This window comes from Pseudomonas anuradhapurensis, assembly GCF_014269225.2.
GTDB classification, from domain to species: Bacteria; Pseudomonadota; Gammaproteobacteria; order Pseudomonadales; family Pseudomonadaceae; genus Aquipseudomonas; species Aquipseudomonas anuradhapurensis.
The window spans coordinates 35,240-53,255 of sequence record NZ_CP077097.1; the positions used below are offsets into that span (position 1 = coordinate 35,240).

The 18,016-nt window shown below is 63.5% G+C and carries 22 protein-coding genes; 10 read left to right on the plus strand and 12 right to left on the minus strand.

Going from position 1 to position 18,016, the window contains the following annotated elements; all coding sequences use genetic code 11:
• Positions 1–89: 89 nt before the first annotated feature.
• Both hemF and aroE read left to right on the plus strand, forming a co-directional pair.
• A complete protein-coding gene (gene hemF / locus HU763_RS00165) occupies positions 90–1,001 on the plus strand; it encodes an oxygen-dependent coproporphyrinogen oxidase (protein ID WP_186683892.1) in 912 nt (303 codons plus the stop codon).
• A gap of 25 nt (positions 1,002–1,026) precedes the next feature.
• On the plus strand, positions 1,027–1,851 hold the full coding sequence (aroE, locus tag HU763_RS00170) for a shikimate dehydrogenase (RefSeq protein WP_186683890.1): 825 nt from the start codon (positions 1,027–1,029) through the stop codon (positions 1,849–1,851).
• Positions 1,852–1,977: 126 nt separating this feature from the next.
• Here aroE and HU763_RS00175 read toward each other — a convergent pair whose 3' ends face one another.
• The 3 genes from HU763_RS00175 to betC all read right to left on the minus strand — a co-directional run bounded on the left by HU763_RS00175 (position 1,978) and on the right by betC (position 6,150).
• Positions 1,978–3,543: a SulP family inorganic anion transporter gene (locus HU763_RS00175; protein ID WP_186683888.1), complete on the minus strand. Its 1,566-nt coding sequence runs from the start codon at positions 3,541–3,543 to the stop codon at positions 1,978–1,980.
• A gap of 143 nt (positions 3,544–3,686) precedes the next feature.
• Entirely contained in the window at positions 3,687–4,616 is a 930-nt protein-coding gene (gene choX, locus HU763_RS00180; RefSeq protein ID WP_186683886.1) for a choline ABC transporter substrate-binding protein, read from the minus strand.
• 16 nt (positions 4,617–4,632) lie between these two features.
• Positions 4,633–6,150 carry a choline-sulfatase gene (betC, locus tag HU763_RS00185; protein ID WP_186683884.1) on the minus strand — a complete coding sequence of 506 codons (1,518 nt, stop codon included), beginning with the start codon at positions 6,148–6,150 and terminating at the stop codon, positions 4,633–4,635.
• A gap of 108 nt (positions 6,151–6,258) precedes the next feature.
• On the opposite strand from betC, the gene HU763_RS00190 reads away from it, so the two are divergent.
• Positions 6,259–7,158 carry a choline sulfate utilization transcriptional regulator gene (locus HU763_RS00190; RefSeq protein ID WP_186683882.1) on the plus strand — a complete coding sequence of 300 codons (900 nt, stop codon included), beginning with the start codon at positions 6,259–6,261 and terminating at the stop codon, positions 7,156–7,158.
• 129 nt (positions 7,159–7,287) lie between these two features.
• On the opposite strand, the gene HU763_RS00195 is transcribed toward HU763_RS00190, so the two are convergent.
• A complete protein-coding gene (locus HU763_RS00195) occupies positions 7,288–7,905 on the minus strand; it encodes an NAD(P)-dependent oxidoreductase (RefSeq protein ID WP_186683880.1) in 618 nt (205 codons plus the stop codon).
• A 51-nt stretch (positions 7,906–7,956) separates the two neighbouring features.
• Here HU763_RS00195 and HU763_RS00200 point away from each other — a divergent pair, with 51 nt between their 5' ends.
• On the plus strand, positions 7,957–8,289 hold the full coding sequence (locus HU763_RS00200; RefSeq protein WP_170027595.1) for a DOPA 4,5-dioxygenase family protein: 333 nt from the start codon (positions 7,957–7,959) through the stop codon (positions 8,287–8,289).
• 114 nt (positions 8,290–8,403) lie between these two features.
• Here the strand turns inward: HU763_RS00200 and trpA are convergent, their stop codons facing one another.
• Positions 8,404–9,213 carry a tryptophan synthase subunit alpha gene (trpA, locus tag HU763_RS00205; RefSeq protein WP_186683878.1) on the minus strand — a complete coding sequence of 270 codons (810 nt, stop codon included), beginning with the start codon at positions 9,211–9,213 and terminating at the stop codon, positions 8,404–8,406.
• Positions 9,210–10,427 (minus strand): tryptophan synthase subunit beta, encoded by a 1,218-nt coding sequence (gene trpB, locus HU763_RS00210; RefSeq protein ID WP_012269890.1) that lies wholly within the window; start codon positions 10,425–10,427, stop codon positions 9,210–9,212. Before trpB ends, trpA begins: the two co-directional genes overlap by 4 nt.
• A 110-nt stretch (positions 10,428–10,537) precedes the next feature.
• Here trpB and HU763_RS00215 point away from each other — a divergent pair, with 110 nt between their 5' ends.
• Positions 10,538–11,434 (plus strand): LysR family transcriptional regulator, encoded by an 897-nt coding sequence (locus tag HU763_RS00215; protein ID WP_186683876.1) that lies wholly within the window; start codon positions 10,538–10,540, stop codon positions 11,432–11,434.
• Here the strand turns inward: HU763_RS00215 and HU763_RS00220 are convergent.
• Entirely contained in the window at positions 11,431–11,754 is a 324-nt protein-coding gene (locus HU763_RS00220) for an ElaB/YgaM/YqjD family protein (protein WP_170027601.1), read from the minus strand. The two genes, HU763_RS00215 and HU763_RS00220, sit on opposite strands and share 4 nt — an antisense overlap.
• A gap of 150 nt (positions 11,755–11,904) precedes the next feature.
• On the opposite strand from HU763_RS00220, the gene HU763_RS00225 reads away from it, so the two are divergent.
• On the plus strand, positions 11,905–12,120 hold the full coding sequence (locus tag HU763_RS00225; protein ID WP_170027603.1) for a dodecin: 216 nt from the start codon (positions 11,905–11,907) through the stop codon (positions 12,118–12,120).
• A 100-nt stretch (positions 12,121–12,220) separates the two neighbouring features.
• A complete protein-coding gene (locus HU763_RS00230; RefSeq protein WP_186683874.1) occupies positions 12,221–12,442 on the plus strand; it encodes a DUF1161 domain-containing protein in 222 nt (73 codons plus the stop codon).
• 195 nt (positions 12,443–12,637) lie between these two features.
• Here the strand turns inward: HU763_RS00230 and HU763_RS00235 are convergent, their stop codons facing one another.
• Positions 12,638–13,642 (minus strand): LLM class flavin-dependent oxidoreductase, encoded by a 1,005-nt coding sequence (locus HU763_RS00235; RefSeq protein ID WP_186683872.1) that lies wholly within the window; start codon positions 13,640–13,642, stop codon positions 12,638–12,640.
• 151 nt (positions 13,643–13,793) lie between these two features.
• Between HU763_RS00235 and HU763_RS00240 the strand changes: the two genes are divergently transcribed.
• Both HU763_RS00240 and HU763_RS00245 read left to right on the plus strand, forming a co-directional pair.
• Positions 13,794–14,219, plus strand: coding sequence for an OsmC family protein (locus HU763_RS00240; RefSeq protein ID WP_170027610.1), 426 nt, complete (start codon positions 13,794–13,796; stop codon positions 14,217–14,219).
• A 74-nt stretch (positions 14,220–14,293) separates the two neighbouring features.
• Positions 14,294–14,527 carry a DUF1161 domain-containing protein gene (locus HU763_RS00245; protein WP_170027612.1) on the plus strand — a complete coding sequence of 78 codons (234 nt, stop codon included), beginning with the start codon at positions 14,294–14,296 and terminating at the stop codon, positions 14,525–14,527.
• A gap of 34 nt (positions 14,528–14,561) precedes the next feature.
• On the opposite strand, the gene HU763_RS00250 is transcribed toward HU763_RS00245, so the two are convergent.
• Entirely contained in the window at positions 14,562–14,975 is a 414-nt protein-coding gene (locus tag HU763_RS00250; RefSeq protein ID WP_186683870.1) for a PA0061/PA0062 family lipoprotein, read from the minus strand.
• A gap of 55 nt (positions 14,976–15,030) precedes the next feature.
• The gene (locus HU763_RS00255) at positions 15,031–15,444 is read right to left on the minus strand and encodes a PA0061/PA0062 family lipoprotein (RefSeq protein WP_186683868.1); all 414 of its coding nucleotides are present in this window, start codon (positions 15,442–15,444) and stop codon (positions 15,031–15,033) included.
• Positions 15,445–15,510: 66 nt separating this feature from the next.
• Between HU763_RS00255 and HU763_RS00260 the strand changes: the two genes are divergently transcribed.
• Positions 15,511–16,647: an aminopeptidase gene (locus tag HU763_RS00260; RefSeq protein ID WP_186683866.1), complete on the plus strand. Its 1,137-nt coding sequence runs from the start codon at positions 15,511–15,513 to the stop codon at positions 16,645–16,647.
• Positions 16,648–16,692: 45 nt separating this feature from the next.
• On the opposite strand, the gene HU763_RS00265 is transcribed toward HU763_RS00260, so the two are convergent.
• Entirely contained in the window at positions 16,693–17,343 is a 651-nt protein-coding gene (locus tag HU763_RS00265) for an HAD family hydrolase (RefSeq protein ID WP_186683864.1), read from the minus strand.
• Between the two features lie 122 nt (positions 17,344–17,465).
• Positions 17,466–18,014 (minus strand): gamma carbonic anhydrase family protein, encoded by a 549-nt coding sequence (locus HU763_RS00270; protein WP_170027622.1) that lies wholly within the window; start codon positions 18,012–18,014, stop codon positions 17,466–17,468.
• Positions 18,015–18,016 lie beyond the last annotated feature (2 nt).

Consider the following 18,016-nt stretch of genomic DNA (forward strand, 5'->3'; position numbering starts at 1 on the left):
CCTTTGCTTGATCGCCGTCAACTGCGGCGCGCGCGCTGGCGGTGGTATGCTACGCGGCGAATTATTCCCTGCCCGTTCCTGGTGACCCGATGACTAGCCGCACCGAGGCCGTGAAAGCCTATCTGCTCGACCTGCAAGACCGCATCTGCTCTGCCCTCGAAACAGAAGACGGCGGTGCCAGCTTCGTCGAGGACGCCTGGGTGCGCGAGGCCGGTGGTGGGGGCCGCACGCGGGTGATCGGCGACGGCAAGGTGATAGAGAAAGGCGGGGTCAACTTTTCTCACGTATTCGGTGCCGGCCTGCCGCCGTCAGCCAGCGCCCACCGCCCCGAGCTGGCGGGCCGTGGCTTCGAGGCTCTGGGCGTGTCGCTGGTGATCCACCCGCACAACCCGCATGTGCCTACCTCGCACGCCAACGTGCGCTTCTTCATTGCCGAAAAGGAAGGTGAAGAAGCCGTGTGGTGGTTCGGCGGTGGTTTCGACCTGACCCCCTACTATGGCAATGAGGAAGACTGTATTCACTGGCACCGCGTGGCCGAGCAGGCCTGCGCGCCGTTCGGTGCCGACGTGTACCCGCGTTACAAGGCCTGGTGCGACCGTTACTTCCACCTCAAGCACCGTGGCGAGCCACGCGGTATTGGCGGGCTGTTCTTCGATGACCTGAACGAGTGGGACTTCGACACCTGCTTCGCCTTCATGCGCGCCATTGGCGATGCCTACGTCAACGCCTACCTGCCGATCGTCCAGCGCCGCAAGAACACGCCGTACACCCCGCAACAGCGCGAGTTCCAGGAATACCGCCGTGGCCGCTATGTGGAGTTCAACCTGGTCTACGACCGTGGCACCCTGTTCGGCCTGCAATCGGGTGGGCGTACCGAGTCCATTCTCATGTCGCTGCCGCCGCAGGTGCGCTGGGGCTACGACTGGAAGGCCGCGCCCGGCAGCGAGGAAGCGCGCCTGACCGAATACTTCCTGCAGGACCGCGACTGGCTCGGCCAGTAAGCCCGCGCACAATAGAGGAATCGCCATGGACCAGTACGTCGTTTTCGGTAACCCCATCGGCCACAGCAAGTCGCCGCTGATCCACCGTCTGTTCGCCGAACAGACTGGCGAGGACCTGGAATACGCTACCCTGCTGGCGCCGTTGGACGGGTTCAGCGATTGTGCACGCGGCTTTTTCAAGCAAGGCAGCGGCGCCAATGTCACCGTGCCGTTCAAGGAAGAGGCCTACCGCCTGTGCGACAGCCTGACCCCACGCGCCCAGCGCGCCGGCGCGGTGAATACGCTGAGCAAGCTGGCCGACGGTACGCTGCAGGGCGACAACACCGATGGCGCGGGCCTGGTGCGCGACCTGACGGTGAATGCCGGGGTCGAGCTGGCAGGCAAGCGTATCCTGATCCTGGGTGCTGGCGGCGCCGTGCGTGGCGTGCTGGAGCCAATCCTGGCGCACAGGCCGCAGTCGCTGGTGATTGCCAACCGCACCGTGGAAAAGGCCGAGCAGCTGGCGCGGGAATTCGATGAACTGGGGCCGGTGGTAGCCAGTGGTTTTGCCTGGTTGCAGGAGCCGGTGGACGTGATCATCAATGCCACTTCGGCGAGCCTGGCCGGTGAATTGCCGCCAATTGCCGACAGCCTGGTCGAGGCGGGGCGTACGGTGTGCTACGACATGATGTATGGCAAGGAGCCGACGCCGTTTTGCCAGTGGGCTACCAGGCTCGGCGCGGCTCAGGTGCTGGATGGGCTGGGGATGCTGGCCGAGCAGGCGGCTGAGGCGTTCCTGGTCTGGCGTGGGGTGCGTCCGGATACGGCGCCGGTTTTGGCTGAACTGCGCCGACAGCTCGCTCGGGGCTGAAATAGTCGGGGCCGCTTTGCGGCCCATCGCGACGCAAGGCCGCTCCTACAACGAACGCGAAACGCCTGTAGGAGCGGCCTTGCGTCGCGATGGGCTGCGTAGCAGCCCCAAAATATCAACCCAAGCTCATTCCTCGAACCGGATTGGGCATAGCTCCACCCCTTCCAGCTTCTGCAATTCCTCGATCACCTGCGGCCTGGCCCGGTGCAAGGTCAGGCTTCCCCCCGCCCGCCGCAACCGCCGCGCCTCGCGGTGCAACATATCCACACCGGAATAGTCGATAAAGTTCACCTGCCGCGCATCGATCACCACATGCGGCCCCTGGCAGCGCTGCAAGCGCACCTGCAGGTAAGGCGCTGCACCAAAGAAAATCGACCCGCCTACCCGCAGCACGTCCGCCTCCCCTTCACGGGTTTGCTGCACCCTTGGCCGTGACGTGCGCTTGAGGTAGAAGAACAGCGATGCCAACACCCCGGCATAGATCGCGGTTTGCAGCTCCAGCAACAACGTCGCCGCCGCTGTCAGTGCCATGACCAGGAATTCCGAACGGCTGACCCGGAACAGCGCGCGAATCGCGCGGTGGTCCACCAACCCCCAGCAGATCAACAGAATGCTGCCGGCCATGGCCGGTATCGGCAGATGCGCAATCAGCCCGGCCCCGGCGACGGCGAACAGCGCTACCCACAGTGCCGAGAACACCCCGGCCAGGGGCGAGCGGGCGCCAGCGTCATAGCTCAACCCGGAGCGGGTGAAGGAGCCGGAAGACAGGTAACCGGAGAAGAACGCCCCAATGATGTTCGACAGGCCCTGGGCACGAATTTCCTGGTCAGCGTTGATCAACTGTTCCGAACGTGCCGACAACGAGCGGGCAATCGACAGGCTGGTGACCAGCCCGAGCATACCCACCGCCACGGCGCTGGGCAGTAGCCGCAGCACCAGTTCCACATCCAGCAACGGCAGCGGGCTGAACGGTGGCAGTTGGCCGGCGAAGGCTGGCACTCGCGGTACATGGCCAAACCAGCCGGGCAGCAACCAGGCCAGCAGGCTGACCAGTATCAGGCTGAGCAACAGGCTCGGCCAGCGTGGGCACCAGAGCTTGAAGGCCACGCCGATGGCCACGGTGGCCAGGCCCAGCACCAACGAAGGCAGGTCCACCTCACCGGCGTGGCTGGCCAGGTCCTGCGCTGTCTTCAGCGCAGTGGCCTGGCTGGGCAGGTCCATGCCCAGCAGGTTGGGTAACTGGCCCAGGGCAATGACAATGGCAGCGCCCAGGGTGAAGCCAAGCACCACGGAATGGGAGACAAAGTTGACCAGCGCGCCGAAGCGCAAAAGCCCGAGCAGCAATTGGAACAGGCCGCCGAGAAAGGTCAGCAACAGCACCAGGGTTACGTAGTCGGCGCTGCCGGCCACGGCCAGCGGGCTGATGCTGGCATAGAGAACGATGGAAATGGCGGCGGTCGGGCCACAGATAAGGTGCCAGGACGAGCCCCACAGGCAGGCGATCAGCACCGGCACGATGGCGGCGTAGAGGCCGTATTCGGCGGGCAGGCCGGCGATAAGGGCGTAGGCGATGGATTGTGGCAGGGCGAGGATGGCACCGCTCAGCCCCACCAGCAGATCCTGGCGCAGGCTGCGGGCCGATTGGCGGGGCAGCCAGGTGAGGAAGGGCAGCAGGTGAATGAGACGATACATGGGTTATCCACAATCCTTAAGGTTTTCGCCAAACCCTGTGGGAGCGGGCGAGCCCGCGAAGATACCACCGCAGTGGATGGCACCGGCTTCGCCGGTGTTCGCGGGCATGCCCGATCCCACAGGATGAGGTGTCGCTTGCGAAGTTACAGCTTGGCTTTGACGGCCTCCAGGGCGTTGCCATCGGCCTTGGTACTCACCCCAGCCAACCACCCCTCCAGCACCTCGGGATGCGCTTTAACCCAGGCCTTGGCTGCTTCGTCGAAGCTTATCTTCTTGTCCACAACCTCGGCCATGATGCTGTTTTCCATATCCAGCGTAAACTTCAGGTTTTCCAGCATCTTCGCCGCATTGGGGCAGGCTTGTGGATAACCCGTGCGGGTCAGGGTATAGACATCGCCTTTGCTGCCGAACCACTTTTCCCCGCCGGTCAGGTAATGCATTTTCAGCTTCACGTTCATCGGGTGCGGGGTCCAGCCGAGGAAGGTGATGAACTGCTGTTTTTTCACTGCCCGGTCGACCTGCGCCAGCATCGCCTGTTCGCTGGATTCCACCAGCTTCCATTGGCCAAGGTTGAATTCATTCTTGTCGATGATTTCCTTCAGTGACAGGTTGGCCGGGGCGCCGGAGCCAATCCCGTAAAGCTTCTTGTCGAATTGCTCGGCGTGCTTCTGCAGGTCGGCAAAGTCCTTGACGCCGGCATTCCACACGTAATCTGGCACTGCCAGGGTGAACTCGGTTCCCTCCAGATTGCGTGACAGCTGCTTCACGTCGCCATTGGCGATGAATTTGTCATGAAAGCCCTGTTGCGCGGGCATCCAGTTTCCGAGGAAGGCATCTACGCGGCCATCCTTGAGGCCGCCATAGATGATCGGTACAGCCAGGCTGTCGATCTTTACCTGGTAACCCAGGCTTTCCAGCAGCAGGCGGGCCACGGCGTTGGTCGAGGCAATGTCGCTCCAGCCGGGGTCGGCCAATTTCACGGTAGTGCATTGCGTGTCGCTGTCGGCGGCGTAAACGGTGCCCGTGCCCAGGCTGATGGCCAGGGCGAACACGGCGGCGGAGAACTTATGCATGGCGGCCTCTCTTTACTCATTCCAAGGGTGCGGGCTGTGGATAACGTGCCTTGCGCTCGAGGTCGTCGAGATCGATGTGGTTGCGCATGTACTGTTGGCTGGCGTCCACCCAGGGTTGGTGGTCCCAGCTTTTCAGTTTGCCGATGGCCAGTGCCTCGGCCACCAGCCGGCGACGGCGCTGGCTGGCCAGCACCTGCTGGCGCAGGCTGGGGATATCCCAGCGTTGCTGTGCTTCATCGACAAATGCCTGCAGCAGCGCCTGGTGGTCCGGGCTGCTGGTGAGGTTCTCCCGCTCGTGCGGGTCGCGGCTCAGGTCATAGAGTAGGCACGGGTCGTCTTCGCTGTACACGAACTTGTATGGCCCGCGGCGGATCATCATCAGCGGCCCGACGGTGCCTTCGGCCATGTACTCGCCGATCACCTCGTCGTGGCCGCCCTGCCCTTGCAGGTGGCCGAGCAGCGAGCGGCCATCCAGCGGCAGGTCTTTATCCACAGCCCCGCCAGCCAGTTCGACCAGCGTCGGCAGCAAATCGCAGGTCGATACCGAGGCGCTCACGCGGCCTGCCGCGAAGCGCTTTGGCGCATGCACCAGCAGCGGTACCCGCGCCGACATCTCGAACCAGTGCATCTTGTACCAGAGGCCTCGCTCACCGAGCATGTCACCGTGGTCGCCGGAGAATACGATCACGGTGTTGTCGGCCAGGTTGCATTCCTCCAGGGTTTGCAGCAGCTGGCCGATGTTGTCGTCGATGTAGCTGCAGGCGCCGAAGTAGGCGCGGCGGGCATCGCGAATCTTGTCCACAGGCAGCGGCTTGTTCCACAGGTCGTAGACCTTCAGCAGGCGCTGCGAGTGGGGGTCGAGTTCCGCCTGCGCGAGCTCGGCACGTGGCATGGGAATATCCACACCCTCGTAGCGATCCCAGTAGTGCCTGGGGATGGTGTATGGGTCGTGCGGGTGGGTCATCGACACGGTCAGGCAGAACGGCCGGCCATCGTTTTCGCGGACGTGGTCGTACAGGTACTGGCGCGCCTTGAACAGCACTTCTTCGTCGAAATCCAGTTGGTTGGTGCGCACGCAGGGGCCGGCCTGCAGCACCGACGACATGTTGTGGTACCAGCTTGGGCGCACATCCGGTTCATCCCAGTTCACCGCCCAGCCGTAGTCTGCCGGGTAGATATCGCTGGTCAGACGTTCTTCGTAGCCATGCAACTGGTCCGGGCCACAGAAGTGCATCTTGCCTGACAGCGCAGTGCGGTAGCCCAGGCGACGCAGGTAGTGGGCGTAGGTAGGTACATCGGCGGGGAAGTCGGCGGCGTTGTCGTAGGCGCCAATGCGGCTGGGCAACTGGCCGCTGACCAGGGTGAAACGAGACGGGGCGCAAAGCGGGCTGTTGCAGTAGGCGGCGTCGAACACCACCGCCTGCGCGGCCAGGCGGCTCAGGTGTGGCATCTGGATTGGCGAGGGGGCGTAGATCGGCAGCAAGGGCGCGGCCATCTGGTCGGCCATGATGAACAGGATATTCGGGCGCGTCATGGTGGCTTCCATCGTTGAGAGTTATGCGAACCGCTTGCCTATCAAGATGCGACTGTGGATAACATGGGTAAAGCCCATGGCGAACAATGACCAGGATTAGCCACGCTTATGTTTGACCACCTCGCCGATTTGTCGCTGGATACCTTGCGCGTGTTCGAGGCCGCTGCGCGGTTGCGTAGCTTCACTGCGGCGGCGCTGGAGCTGGGCACCACGCAGCCGGCGGTGAGCCAGCAGGTCAAACGGCTGGAGGCTCAGTTGGGCACGCGCTTGTTCGACCGCATTTACCGGGGCATCGAGCTGACCGAGGCTGGCCAGGTGTTGTTCGAACAGGTGCATCAGGGCCTGCAGGCCATGGATGACGGCGTCGCTGAGGTCTGCGGGAGAGGCCAGCGCGAGGTGCTGCAGGTAGCGACCGACTTCGCTTTTGCGGCGTTCTGGCTGATGCCACGGTTGCAGCGCTTTCATCAGGCTTATCCACAGGTGGATGTGAGCCTGGTGACGGGTGAACGCAGCCAGGGCATGCTGCGCCCGGACATCGATGTGGCAGTGCTGTTTGGTGACGGGCGCTTTCACCAAGGTGAGAGCCGCTGGCTGTTCGATGAAGAGGTTTTTCCGGTCTGCAGCCCGCGGCTGATTCACGGCAAACCCTTGTCAGCCGAGGCTTTGCAACGATTGCCGTTGTTGCACTTGAAGGGCGAGCAGGCCAGCCGCTGGTTCGACTGGGCGGGGGTGTTTCGCGGGTTTGGCGTGGCCAGCCCGCCGCCGCCGGGGCAGCTGCGGTTCGATAACTATACGTTGCTGATCCAGGCGGCGATCGCCGGCCAGGGCGTGGCGATTGGCTGGGGGCATCTGGTGGACGGGTTGGTGGAACAAGGGTTGCTGTGCCGGCCGCTGGAGGGGAGTTTACGTTCGGCGCGTGGGTATTACGCAGTGTTGCCGCCGCGCAAGCGGCGTGGGGCGTTGATCGAGCGGTTTGTGGATTGGCTGGAGCGGGAGCGCAGCCTTTGAGATTTTGCGGCCGCTTTGCGGCCCATCGCGACGCAAGGCCGCTCCTACAGGAATCGCGCCAGCCGAGGCTGCGCGGTCGAGGTAGGAGCGGCCTTGTGTCGCGATGGGCTGCGCAGCAGCCCCGGCCATCTAGACCACGAAGTTCAGATGCTCGCCCCGGTGCAAGTCCAGTTCCAGCATATCCACCATCCCCGCCGCGACCCCGGCCAGGTGCCGCAACGGCTCTGCCAACCCCGGCTCCAGCGTGCCCTCGGTATTGCGAAAATGCTCCATCCCCAACCCGGGCAGCTCCGGCGGCGCATTGATCAACGTCCAGTGCAAGGCACTGCGCTGCAAGCCATCGACCACCTGGTCCACGCATTCCCGCTCCGCTTCACTGTACTTGCCCGGTTCATCCAGCACATCGAAATCGCCCACCAGCAACAGCCGGCGTATAGTCGTGCGCTTGAGCCCGGCCATCAGCGCCTCGCTCATTCGCGCTTGACCAGGCAGGTCGCCCGGTGCCAGCGCCGATAACAGGGCGATCACCGCCGAACCGCCTGCCGCACCCTGTTCCGCCTGGTCGGCATCGCCCAGCCCGCCTATCTTGAAATGCAGGCCCGGGCGTGGCGCGTGGCGGTTGAGGTCATTCACCACGGCCGTGACTTCGTGCTGGCGCGCCAGCAGTTCGACCATCAGGGCGTTGCCCAAGCTGCTTTCAGGCCCGAACAGGACCAGCTTGAACACTGGCGTTTCGGCGTTTTTCACGGCATCACTCCCTTGCAGGTGGTGATGGTTGGACCGCAATCAGGAGTTATCGTGCAGAGGATCAAGGGGTACCACGCCCACGTGTACTACGACGCAGCGACCATGGAGCAGGCCCGTGAGTTGTGCGAGGAGGCCGCGCGACTGTTCCCGGTGACCATGGGGCGCATGCACCAGCAGCCGGTGGGGCCACACCCGGACTGGAGCTGCCAGCTGGCGTTCGGGCCGGAGGTGGTGGGGGTGGTGTTGCCTTGGTTGGCGTTGTATCGCAAGGGGCTGGTGGTGTTCATGCACCCGCTGACCGGGGATGAACTTGCGGACCATCGTGATCATGCGATCTGGATGGGCGCTGTGCGGCCTTTGGACCTGTCGATTTTCGGGGGCTAGGCCGTTGGTGTTGACGTCATCGCCGGCCAGCCAGCACCCACAGGGATAGCACAGGGCCTGAGCACGGCGCTGTACCTGTGGGAGCGGGCGAGCCCGCGAAGATGGCGACGCGGATCAGCGGCGAGCGCCGCGCACCCCTTCAGCCAGTGCCGCGCAGAGGCTCAACACATCGTTCACCGCTTGCTCGCCACTCTTGGCCTGGGCGATCTTGTCGACCAATGCCGAACCCACCACCACACCATCCGCCAGGCGGGCGATGTTCGCCGCCTGCTCCGGCGTACGAATGCCGAAGCCAACGCTGATCGGCAGGTCGGTATGCCGACGCAGGCGGGCAATGGCCTCGGTCACGTGTTCGGTGGTGGCCGAGCCGGCGCCGGTCACACCGGCAACCGACACGTAGTAGACGAACCCGGAGCTGCGCTCCAGCACGCGCGGCAGGCGCACATCGTCGGTGGTCGGGGTGGTCAGGCGGATGAAGTCGATGCCTGCGGCCTGGGCCGGGGTAGCCAGTTCGGCGTCGTGCTCCGGCGGCAGGTCGACGATGATCAGGCCATCGACGCCCGCTTGCCTGGCCTCGGCCACGAACTGTTCCACGCCAAAACGGTGGATCGGGTTGTAGTAACCCATCAGCACGATCGGCGTGGCCTGGTCATCCACACGGAAATCACGAACCATCTGCAGGGTCTTGGCCAGGGTCTGGCCGGCTTCCAGGGCACGCAGGGTGGCCAGCTGGATGGCCACGCCATCGGCCATCGGGTCGGTGAACGGCATGCCCAGTTCGATCACGTCGGCACCGGCTGCCGGCAGGCCCTTGAGGATCTGCAGCGAGGCGTCGTAGCCCGGGTCGCCCGCGGTAATGAAGGTGACCAGTGCCGAGCGGCCTTCGGCCTTCAGCTCGGCGAAGCGTTGTTCAAGACGGCTCATGCCTGTTTCTCCTGGGCAGCCATGTGGTTCATGACGGTTTGCATGTCTTTGTCGCCGCGGCCCGACAGGCACACGACCATCAAGTGGTCCTTGGGCAGCTTCGGCGCGCGCTTGATCGCCTCGGCCAAGGCATGGGAACTCTCCAGGGCCGGGATGATGCCTTCCAGGCGGCAGGTGGCGTGGAACGCATCCAACGCTTCGTCGTCGGTGATGCTGACGTATTCCACACGTTTCACTTCGTGCAGGTAGGCATGCTCCGGGCCGATGCCCGGGTAGTCCAGGCCGGCGGAAATCGAATGGGCGTCGGTAATCTGGCCGTCTGCGTCCTGCAGCAGGTAGGTACGGTTGCCGTGCAGCACGCCTGGGACACCGCCGTTGAGGCTGGCGGCATGTTTGTCGGTGTGCACGCCATGGCCACCGGCTTCGACGCCAATGATCTGCACGCTCGGCTCTTCCAGGAATTCATGGAACAGGCCCATGGCATTGGAACCGCCACCGACGCAGGCGACCAAGCTGTCTGGCAGGCGGCCTTCCTTCTCTTGCAACTGGGCGCGGGTTTCCTTGCCGATGATCGACTGGAAGTCGCGAACCATGGCTGGGTACGGGTGTGGGCCGGCCACGGTACCGATCAGGTAGAAGGTGTCTTCGACGTTGGTGACCCAGTCGCGCAGGGCCTCGTTCATGGCGTCTTTGAGGGTGCCGGTGCCGGCGGTGACCGGGACGATCTCGGCACCTAGCAGCTTCATGCGGAACACGTTGGCCTGCTGGCGCTCGATGTCTGTGGCGCCCATGTAGATCACGCAAGGCAGGCCGAAGCGCGCGGCAACGGTAGCAGTGGCAACGCCGTGCATGCCGGCACCGGTTTCTGCGATCAGGCGCTTCTTGCCCATGCGCTTGGCCAGCAGCACCTGGCCGATGCAGTTGTTCACCTTGTGCGCGCCGGTGTGGTTGAGCTCTTCACGCTTGAAGAAGATCTTTGCACCGCCGCAGTGCTCGGTCAGGCGCTCGGCGAAGTACAGCGGGTTGGGACGCCCGATGTAGTCGCGCTGGAAATAGGCCAGCTCTTCAAGGAATTTCGGGTCTGCCTTGGCGGCTTCGTATTCGCGGGCCAGGTCCAGCACCAGTGGCATCAGGGTTTCGGCCACGTAGCGGCCGCCGAACGAGCCGAACAGGCCATTGGCATCTGGGCCGGGGCGGTATTGGGACTGGGTCATGGGGCGCTCCAAGGCGTAGTCGATGAGGTATGGGCTTTACTCTAACCACGACAGGCCTGGCTGAAAACCGATAAGATTGCGCAAACTTGTCAGGAAAACTCACAGGTAAAATGGCTCACGACCTCCCTCCCCTCAACGCCCTGCGAGCCTTCGAGGCCACCGCCCGGCTTAATAGCGTCAGCCAGGCGGCTGAAGCGCTGCATGTCACCCATGGCGCCGTCAGCCGGCAGCTCAAGGTGCTTGAAGAACACCTGGGGGTTGCGCTGTTCGTCAAGGACGGACGTGGCATCAAACTCACAGATGCCGGTATGCGCCTGCGTGATGCCAGCGGCGAAGCGTTCGATCGGCTGCGCAGCGTATGTGCTGAACTCAGCCGAGATGTGAGTGAGGCGCCGTTTGTCCTGGGTTGCTCGGGCAGCTTGTTGGCGCGCTGGTTCATACCGCGGCTGGGGCGGCTGAAGGCCGATTTGCCCGAGCTGCGCCTGCACCTGTCGGCAGGCGAAGGCGACCTCGACCCGCGCCGGCCGGGGCTGGATGCGCTGTTGGTATATGCCGAGCCGCCATGGCCGACGGACATGCAGGTGCATGTGCTGGCCGAGGAACGCATCGGGCCGGTGCTCAGCCCGCATTTTGCCGGTTTCGAGCGATTGCAGGGCGCACCTGCCAACGCCTTGCTCGACGAGGCCTTGCTGCACACCACCTCGCGCCCGCAGGCCTGGCCGACCTGGGCGGCAGAACAGGGGCTGGACCCGAGGGCATTGCAGTATGGGCAGGCCTTCGAGCACTTGTACTACCTGCTGGAAGCTGCTGTAGCGGGCCTGGGCGTAGCTATTGCGCCGCAGCCGCTGGTCGCCGATGACCTGCGGGCGGGGCGTTTGCGTGCGCCTTGGGGCTTTTCCCCTACTTCGGCAGTGCTGGCGTTATGGGTGCCCCAGCGCGCCGCAGACGGACGCGCCGAGCAGTTGGCACAGTGGCTACGCGCCGAACTGGCCGGTCAAGGCGCTTAGTTGCGTTTGCACAGCAGGTACGCCGCCAGCAGGCCCAGTGCACCGATGGCAACACCTGCCGTGGTGTAAGGGTGCTGCTGCGCGTAGTCACGGGTAGCGATGCCGGTCTGGCGGGTGCGCTGCTTCATTTCCTCGTAGGCGTCGCTCAGCAGGCTACGAGAATGGCGAAGGGCGCTCTCGGCGCTGCTGCGGATGGCCTTGACCGACTTCTGGGATTCTTCCGAGGCGTCGTGTTTGAGGCTTTCCAGGCTCTTCAGCAGGCTTTCGATCTCGGCTTCCATGCTTTCCAGGGATGCTTTTCGCAGCGAATTGCGGGGCATGTTGACTCTCCTTCGCGTTGTGGGCTGTAGAAGTTGCGACTGCCAAGCGAAGCGAAAGTGCGATCGAACTTTCCACATTCGTGGCGGCTCGCAGGTAAACCCTGCCTGCGCTGCTAGGCTCAATCACACCGTCATCCAAGGAGAGTGCTCATGACCGATCATCACACTTACAAGAAGATCGAGCTGGTAGGGTCTTCGACCACCAGCATCGAAGAGGCGATCAACAACGCCCTGGCCGAAGCTGGCAAGAGCATCAAGCACCTGGAGTGGTTCGAGGTGGTCGACACTCGTGGTCATATCCGTGACAACAAGGCTGCACACTTCCAGGTCACGCTGAAGGTTGGCTTCCGTATCGCCAACAGCTGAAACGTTACCGGGCTGGATGAGTCCGGCAGGATGGGATATTTAGGAAGCGGGCGCCTTGGCAGGCGCCCTTCTGATTTCATCTGCACAAGGAAAGCGATCGATGAGCAAGCTGATTCTGGTGCTGGGCCTGATGAGCCTGGCCGGTGGGGCGCTGGCAGCAGGCAAGCCCTGCGAGGAACTGAAGGCGGAGATTACAGCCAAGCTGGATGCCAAAGGTGTTCAGGGATACACCTTGGAGGTGGTGAAGAAGGGCGAACCGGCGGGCAAGGTGATTGGTAGCTGCGAGGCCGGCACCAAGGAGATCGTGTACCGCCGTGGCTGACGGCCTGGCGTCTTCGTCGGCCAGATAGGCTTGAACGTGGCGCTGTCCCTGTAGGAGCGGCCTTGTGTCGCGAAGGGCTGCGAAGCAGCCCCAGGATTTCAGCGCAGGTGCACAATAGCCGGGGCTGCTTCGCAGCCCTTCGCGACACAAGGCCGCTCCTACAGGTAACCGCGCCGGGATTGCCGGCGCAGGAGGTCACTCGGCCCTGAGGGCCTGCGCCAGCAGCTCGTACGACCGCACCCGGTCGGCATGCTCGTACAGATCACAGGTAAAGATCAGCTCATCCGCCCCGGTCTGCTCCAGCAGCACTTCCACCTTGGCCCGCACTTTCTCTGGGCTGCCAATCATCGCCAGGCCCAGGAAACTGCCCACCGCATCCCGCTCATGCGGTAGCCACAGGCCCTCCATGCTTGCCACCGGCGGCTTCTGCATAAGGCTCTGCCCGCGGATCAGCGCCAGGATACGCTGGTACACCGAAGTGGCCAGGTATTCGGCCTTCTCGTCGGTTTCCGCCACGACCATCGGAATACCCAGCATCACGTACGGCTTGTCCAGCGTGGTCGACGGCTTGAAGTGGTTGCGGTACACGCGGATCGCCTCGTGCATGTAGCGCGGCGCGAAGTGTGAGGCGAAGGCATAGGGCATGCCGCGCATACCAGCCAGCTGGGCACTGAACAGGCTGGAGCCAAGCAGCCACATCGGTACTTCGGTGTCGTGCCCTGGCACCGCAATCACTTTCTGGTCATCGGTGCGCGGGCCGAGGTAGCGCGACAACTCCTCGACGTCGTCCGGGAAATCGTCCGGGCCGCCAGCACGGTCGCGGCGCAGGGCGTAGGCGGTCATCTGGTCGGAGCCCGGGGCACGGCCCAGGCCCAGGTCGATGCGCCCTGGATACAGGCTGGCCAGGGTGCCGAACTGTTCGGCGATCACCAGCGGTGCATGGTTGGGCAGCATGACCCCGCCAGAGCCCACGCGAATGCTCGAAGTACCACCGGCCAGGTAACCGATCAGCACCGCAGTGGCGGAACTGGCAATGCCGTCCATGTTGTGGTGTTCGGCTACCCAGAAGCGATGGTAGCCAAAGCGTTCGACGTGTTGCGCCAGGTCCAGCGAGTTGCGTAGCGACTGGGCCGGGCCGGCGTCGGCGCGCACGGGCACCAGATCGAGGGTGGATATTTTCAGGTCACGCAACTGGGTCATGGTGCCTCCGCAGGAATGGTTGGCCAGAGGCCTTTTTGACTCTGTATGGGCGCATTCGTTGGATTCAATGCCTGTGGTCAGATTGCGCTGAACTTGGCAGACGCGACAGGCCTCTGAACCGGTAGGTATGAACCAGTGACCAGGAGGTAGCATGAAAAAGACAGCATCGGCGATCTGGCAAGGTGGCCTGAAGGACGGCAAAGGCCTGCTCTCCACGGAAAGCGGCGCGCTCAAGCAGAACCCCTACGGTTTCAATACCCGTTTCGAAGGCTCGCCCGGCACCAATCCGGAAGAGCTGATCGGCGCAGCACATGCCGGCTGCTTCTCGATGGCGTTGTCGATGATGCTGGGCGAAGCGGGGCTGACTGCCGAGCGGATCGACACTGCCGCCGAGGTGACCCTCGACAAGCAGCCTGATGGCTTTGCCATTACCGCCGTGCACCTGGTACTGCGGGCCAAGGTCCCCGGAGCAAGCGAGGCGCAGTTCCTGGATATCGCCAACAAGGCCAAGGCGGGCTGCCCGGTATCCAAGGTACTGAACGCCAGGATCAGCCTGGATGCGGCACTGGTGGGCTGAAACGGTGCAATGAGGGCGGTTTGCTGTAGTCTAGACAGCGTCGGCAGCATGCTGCCCCTTTCAGGAGCCGTTTCATGATTCGCGTAGCAATCACCGTGTTGGCTTCCCTGGTCGCCACCTCTGCGCTGGCGGCGGTGAAGCCGTGCGAGGAGCTCAAGGCCGAGATCGAGACCAAGATACAGGCCCAGGGGGTTCCCTCCTACACCCTGGAAATCGTGCCCAACAGCGAAGTGAAAGACCCGAGCATGGTCGTCGGGACCTGTGATGGAGGCAGCAAGAAGATCATCTACCAGAAGAATGACCAGTAGGTCCTAGCCCCGGGGGCCGTGCAGCAGCCCGTGATCACGGAATGCAGAATACTTCGCTAGGTTCGTTGACCACCACCTTGCGGTTGCCGTCATACAGCCGTACTTGCGGCTCCATCACGGGTGCGCGTGCCTCCAGGCGATAGCGTTCCCCGGCCTTGAAGTTGTCGAAGCGCACGGTCAGGTAGCAAGTTCGGTCCCTGGGATCGGTGGTGATGCCGCCGGAGTAGATTTCGTAATCGAAGCGCACGACCAGTTCGTGCTTGCCCGGCGTCATCTGGAAGTAACGGCCGTCATCCAGTCGTTTTCCGTCGAGGCGGTCGGCCATGATGACCCTGCCTGGGGTGGTGGTGTAGAGGTCGACCCAGGCCTGCTTGGGGTCGACGGGCGGCAAGGGGCTGGCGCAGGCCCCCAGTGTACTGAGGGCTATCAGCATCATGGGCTGGCGCATGGCAAGACTCCCGCTTGCGAATTACACGCTACAAGCATAGCGCCATTCGTGCGTGTCAGCTGTGCTGACAGCCAGCGGGCAGGCCCTGGCCGACCAGCTTTTGCTGATGGTCGTAGAGCTTGATCCAGGGGCGGAAACCGATACTGCCAGCCTGCAGCTGGTAGCGCTGGCCGGCGCTGAAGTCCTTGAAGGTCAGCTTGACCTGGCAGTCGCGCCACAGCGGCTCGTCGACCGGGCCGATATTGCTGGGGGTAACCGGGAACTGGTAGCGCACGGTCAGCTCATGGCTGCCGGGCGGCACTTCGAAATAACGGCTGTCGGCCCAGTCTCGTTCATCGACCTGCAGCGCATGCAGCGAGGTGTTGTCGTAGGGGGTGAGGTCGATCCAGGCCTGGTTCGGGTCCGGGTCCGGCAGGGTCGAGCAGGCGGATATCAGCAACAGTGAGCCGGCAACCAACAGTGCGCGCATGGCGAAACTCCCCCTTGGCGAGATAGTCTTGAAGTGAAACGGCCTAGAGCGAGTCTGACCTACCGGATGCTTCGATTTTTTCTTGTTCAGCGCTCGGGCCCTGGGGCACTCGACCGCTTTTTCACCCGTTTGGTTCCCCCGCTTGCCGCGCTCCTGCTGAACGGTTGTGCCAGTACGACCTATTACGGGCAGTTGGCCGAAGGCCAGTGGCAACTGCTGCGTGCCCGTCAGTCGGTGGAGCGAGTAGTGGCCGACCCTGCTACCTCGCCGAAGTTGCGTGAGCGACTGACGCATGCCGAGCAGGCACGCGCGTTTGCCAGCCAGCAGCTGAAATTGCCGGACAACCGTAGCTACCGGGTGTACGTGGAGCTTGGCCGGCCCTTTGTGGTGTGGAATGTGTTCGCCACTCCCGAGCTGTCACTGCAGCCGGTCACGCACTGCTTCCCGATCACCGGCTGCGTGGCGTATCGCGGTTACTACCAGCTGGGGGCGGCACGCGGGGCGGCGGCGTTGATGCGGCAGGACGGCATGGACGTGTACGTGAGCGGCGTGGAAGCCTATTCGACCCTGGGCTGGTTCGATGACCCGATCCTGTCGTCGATGGTTGGCTGGGGCGATGAGCGCCTGGCCACGTTGATCTTCCATGAACTGGCCCACCAGCGCTTCTATGTGCAGGACGACACCGAGTTCAACGAGTCATTCGCCTCCTTCGTCGAGCAGGAGGGCACGCGGCAATGGCGCGTGGCGCGTGGGCTTGCAGCGGTTGACCAGGCCCAGGGGCCGCAGCGTGACCAGTTCATCCGGCTCGTACTGGCCAGCCGCGAGCGGTTGCAGGCCATTTATGCCCAGCCGTTGGACGATGCGCAAAAGCGCGTGGCCAAGCAGGCCGAGTTCGAGCGGTTGCGGCGGGAGTACCGGCTGCTGCGTGACGGCCAGTGGGGCGGCGACAAGCGTTACGACGCCTGGATGTATGGGCCGATGAACAATGCCAAGCTGTTGCCGTTCGGGCTGTATGACCAGTGGGTGCCAGCGTTCGCAGCACTGTTCCGCGAGGTGGGTGGGGACTGGGCGCGGTTTTATCAGCGGGTGGAGCAGTTGGGACAGCTGCCGATCGAGGAGCGCAAAGCGACGTTGCAGCGGTTGATGATCAACCCATCAGATGTTGCGGCCCATCGCGATGCAAAGCCTACGCGGTCCTGGTAGGAGCGGCCTTGTGTCGCGATGGGCTGCAAAGCAGCCCCATGGCCCTCAAGCCTCGAGAAACGCTCGATGCATTTCGGCCAAGGTTGCAAAGTGATAGGCCGGCTCCTCCGCCATCAACTCCTCCCGGCTGCCAAACCCATACCCCACCGCCACCGCCTGCAAGCCGTTGCTGCGCGCACCGATCAGGTCATGCTTGCGGTCGCCGATCATCAGCGTCTGCGCCGGGTCCAGCCCCTCTTCGTCCAGCAGGTGGCGAATCAGCTCGACCTTGTTGGTGCGTGTGCCATCCAGTTCACTGCCATAGATCACCTTGAAATGGTGGTCGAAAGCGAAGTGACGGGCAATTTCACGGGCGAACTCCCAGGGCTTGGAGGTAGCGATGTACAGGGTGCGGCCTTGGCCATTCAGGGCTGCGAGCAGTTCCGGCACACCTTCGAACACCAGGTTTTCATACAGGCCGGTGACGCGGAAGCGTTCCCGGTAGAAGTTCACCGCCTCCCAGGCCTTGGCCTCGTCGAAGCCATAGAACTGCATGAATGCCTGCAGCAAGGGCGGGCCGATAAAGTGTTCGAGGCGGGCCAGGTCCGGCTCGTCGATGCCCAGCTTGGCCAAGGCGTACTGGATCGAGCGGGTGATGCCCTGGCGCGGGTCGGTCAGGGTGCCGTCGAGGTCGAAGAGGATGTTCTGCTGGTGCATTTACATAGGTTCCACTTGAGTGCTGCGTGGCCTTCTTCGCGGGCTCGCCCGCTCCCACAGGTACAGCGCTGGCCTTGAATACTCCACTAGACCTGTGGGAGCGGGCAAGCCCGCGAATGCGGTCATTCAGGTTGATCGTAGCCTTCGGCCAGGTGCTGGTCCTTGAGCTTCACATAGTTGCTGGCGCTGTAGGCAAAGAACGCATGCTCCTGGTCGTTCAGCAGCCGGGCCTGTTTCACCGGGCTACCCATGTACAGGTAGCCACTGACCAGGCGCTTGCCCGGCGGTACCAGGCTGCCGGCACCAATGATCACTTCGTCCTCGACGATGGCGCCGTCCATGATGGTGCTGCCCATGCCGACCAGGATGCGGTTGCCCAGGGTGCAGCCATGCAGCATGACCTTGTGGCCGATGGTCACTTCGTCGCCGATGATCAGCGGGAAGCCGTCAGGGTTATATGTGCTGGCGTGGGTGATGTGCAGGACACTGCCGTCCTGCACGCTGGTGCGTGCGCCGATGCGGATACGGTGCATGTCGCCGCGCACCACGGTCAGCGGCCACACCGAGCTGTCCTCGCCGATTTCCACGTCGCCCAGCACGATCGCCGAACGGTCGACGAAGGCCCGTGGTCCAACTTTCGGAGTGTGTTGCTGGAAGCTTCGGATGGCCATGA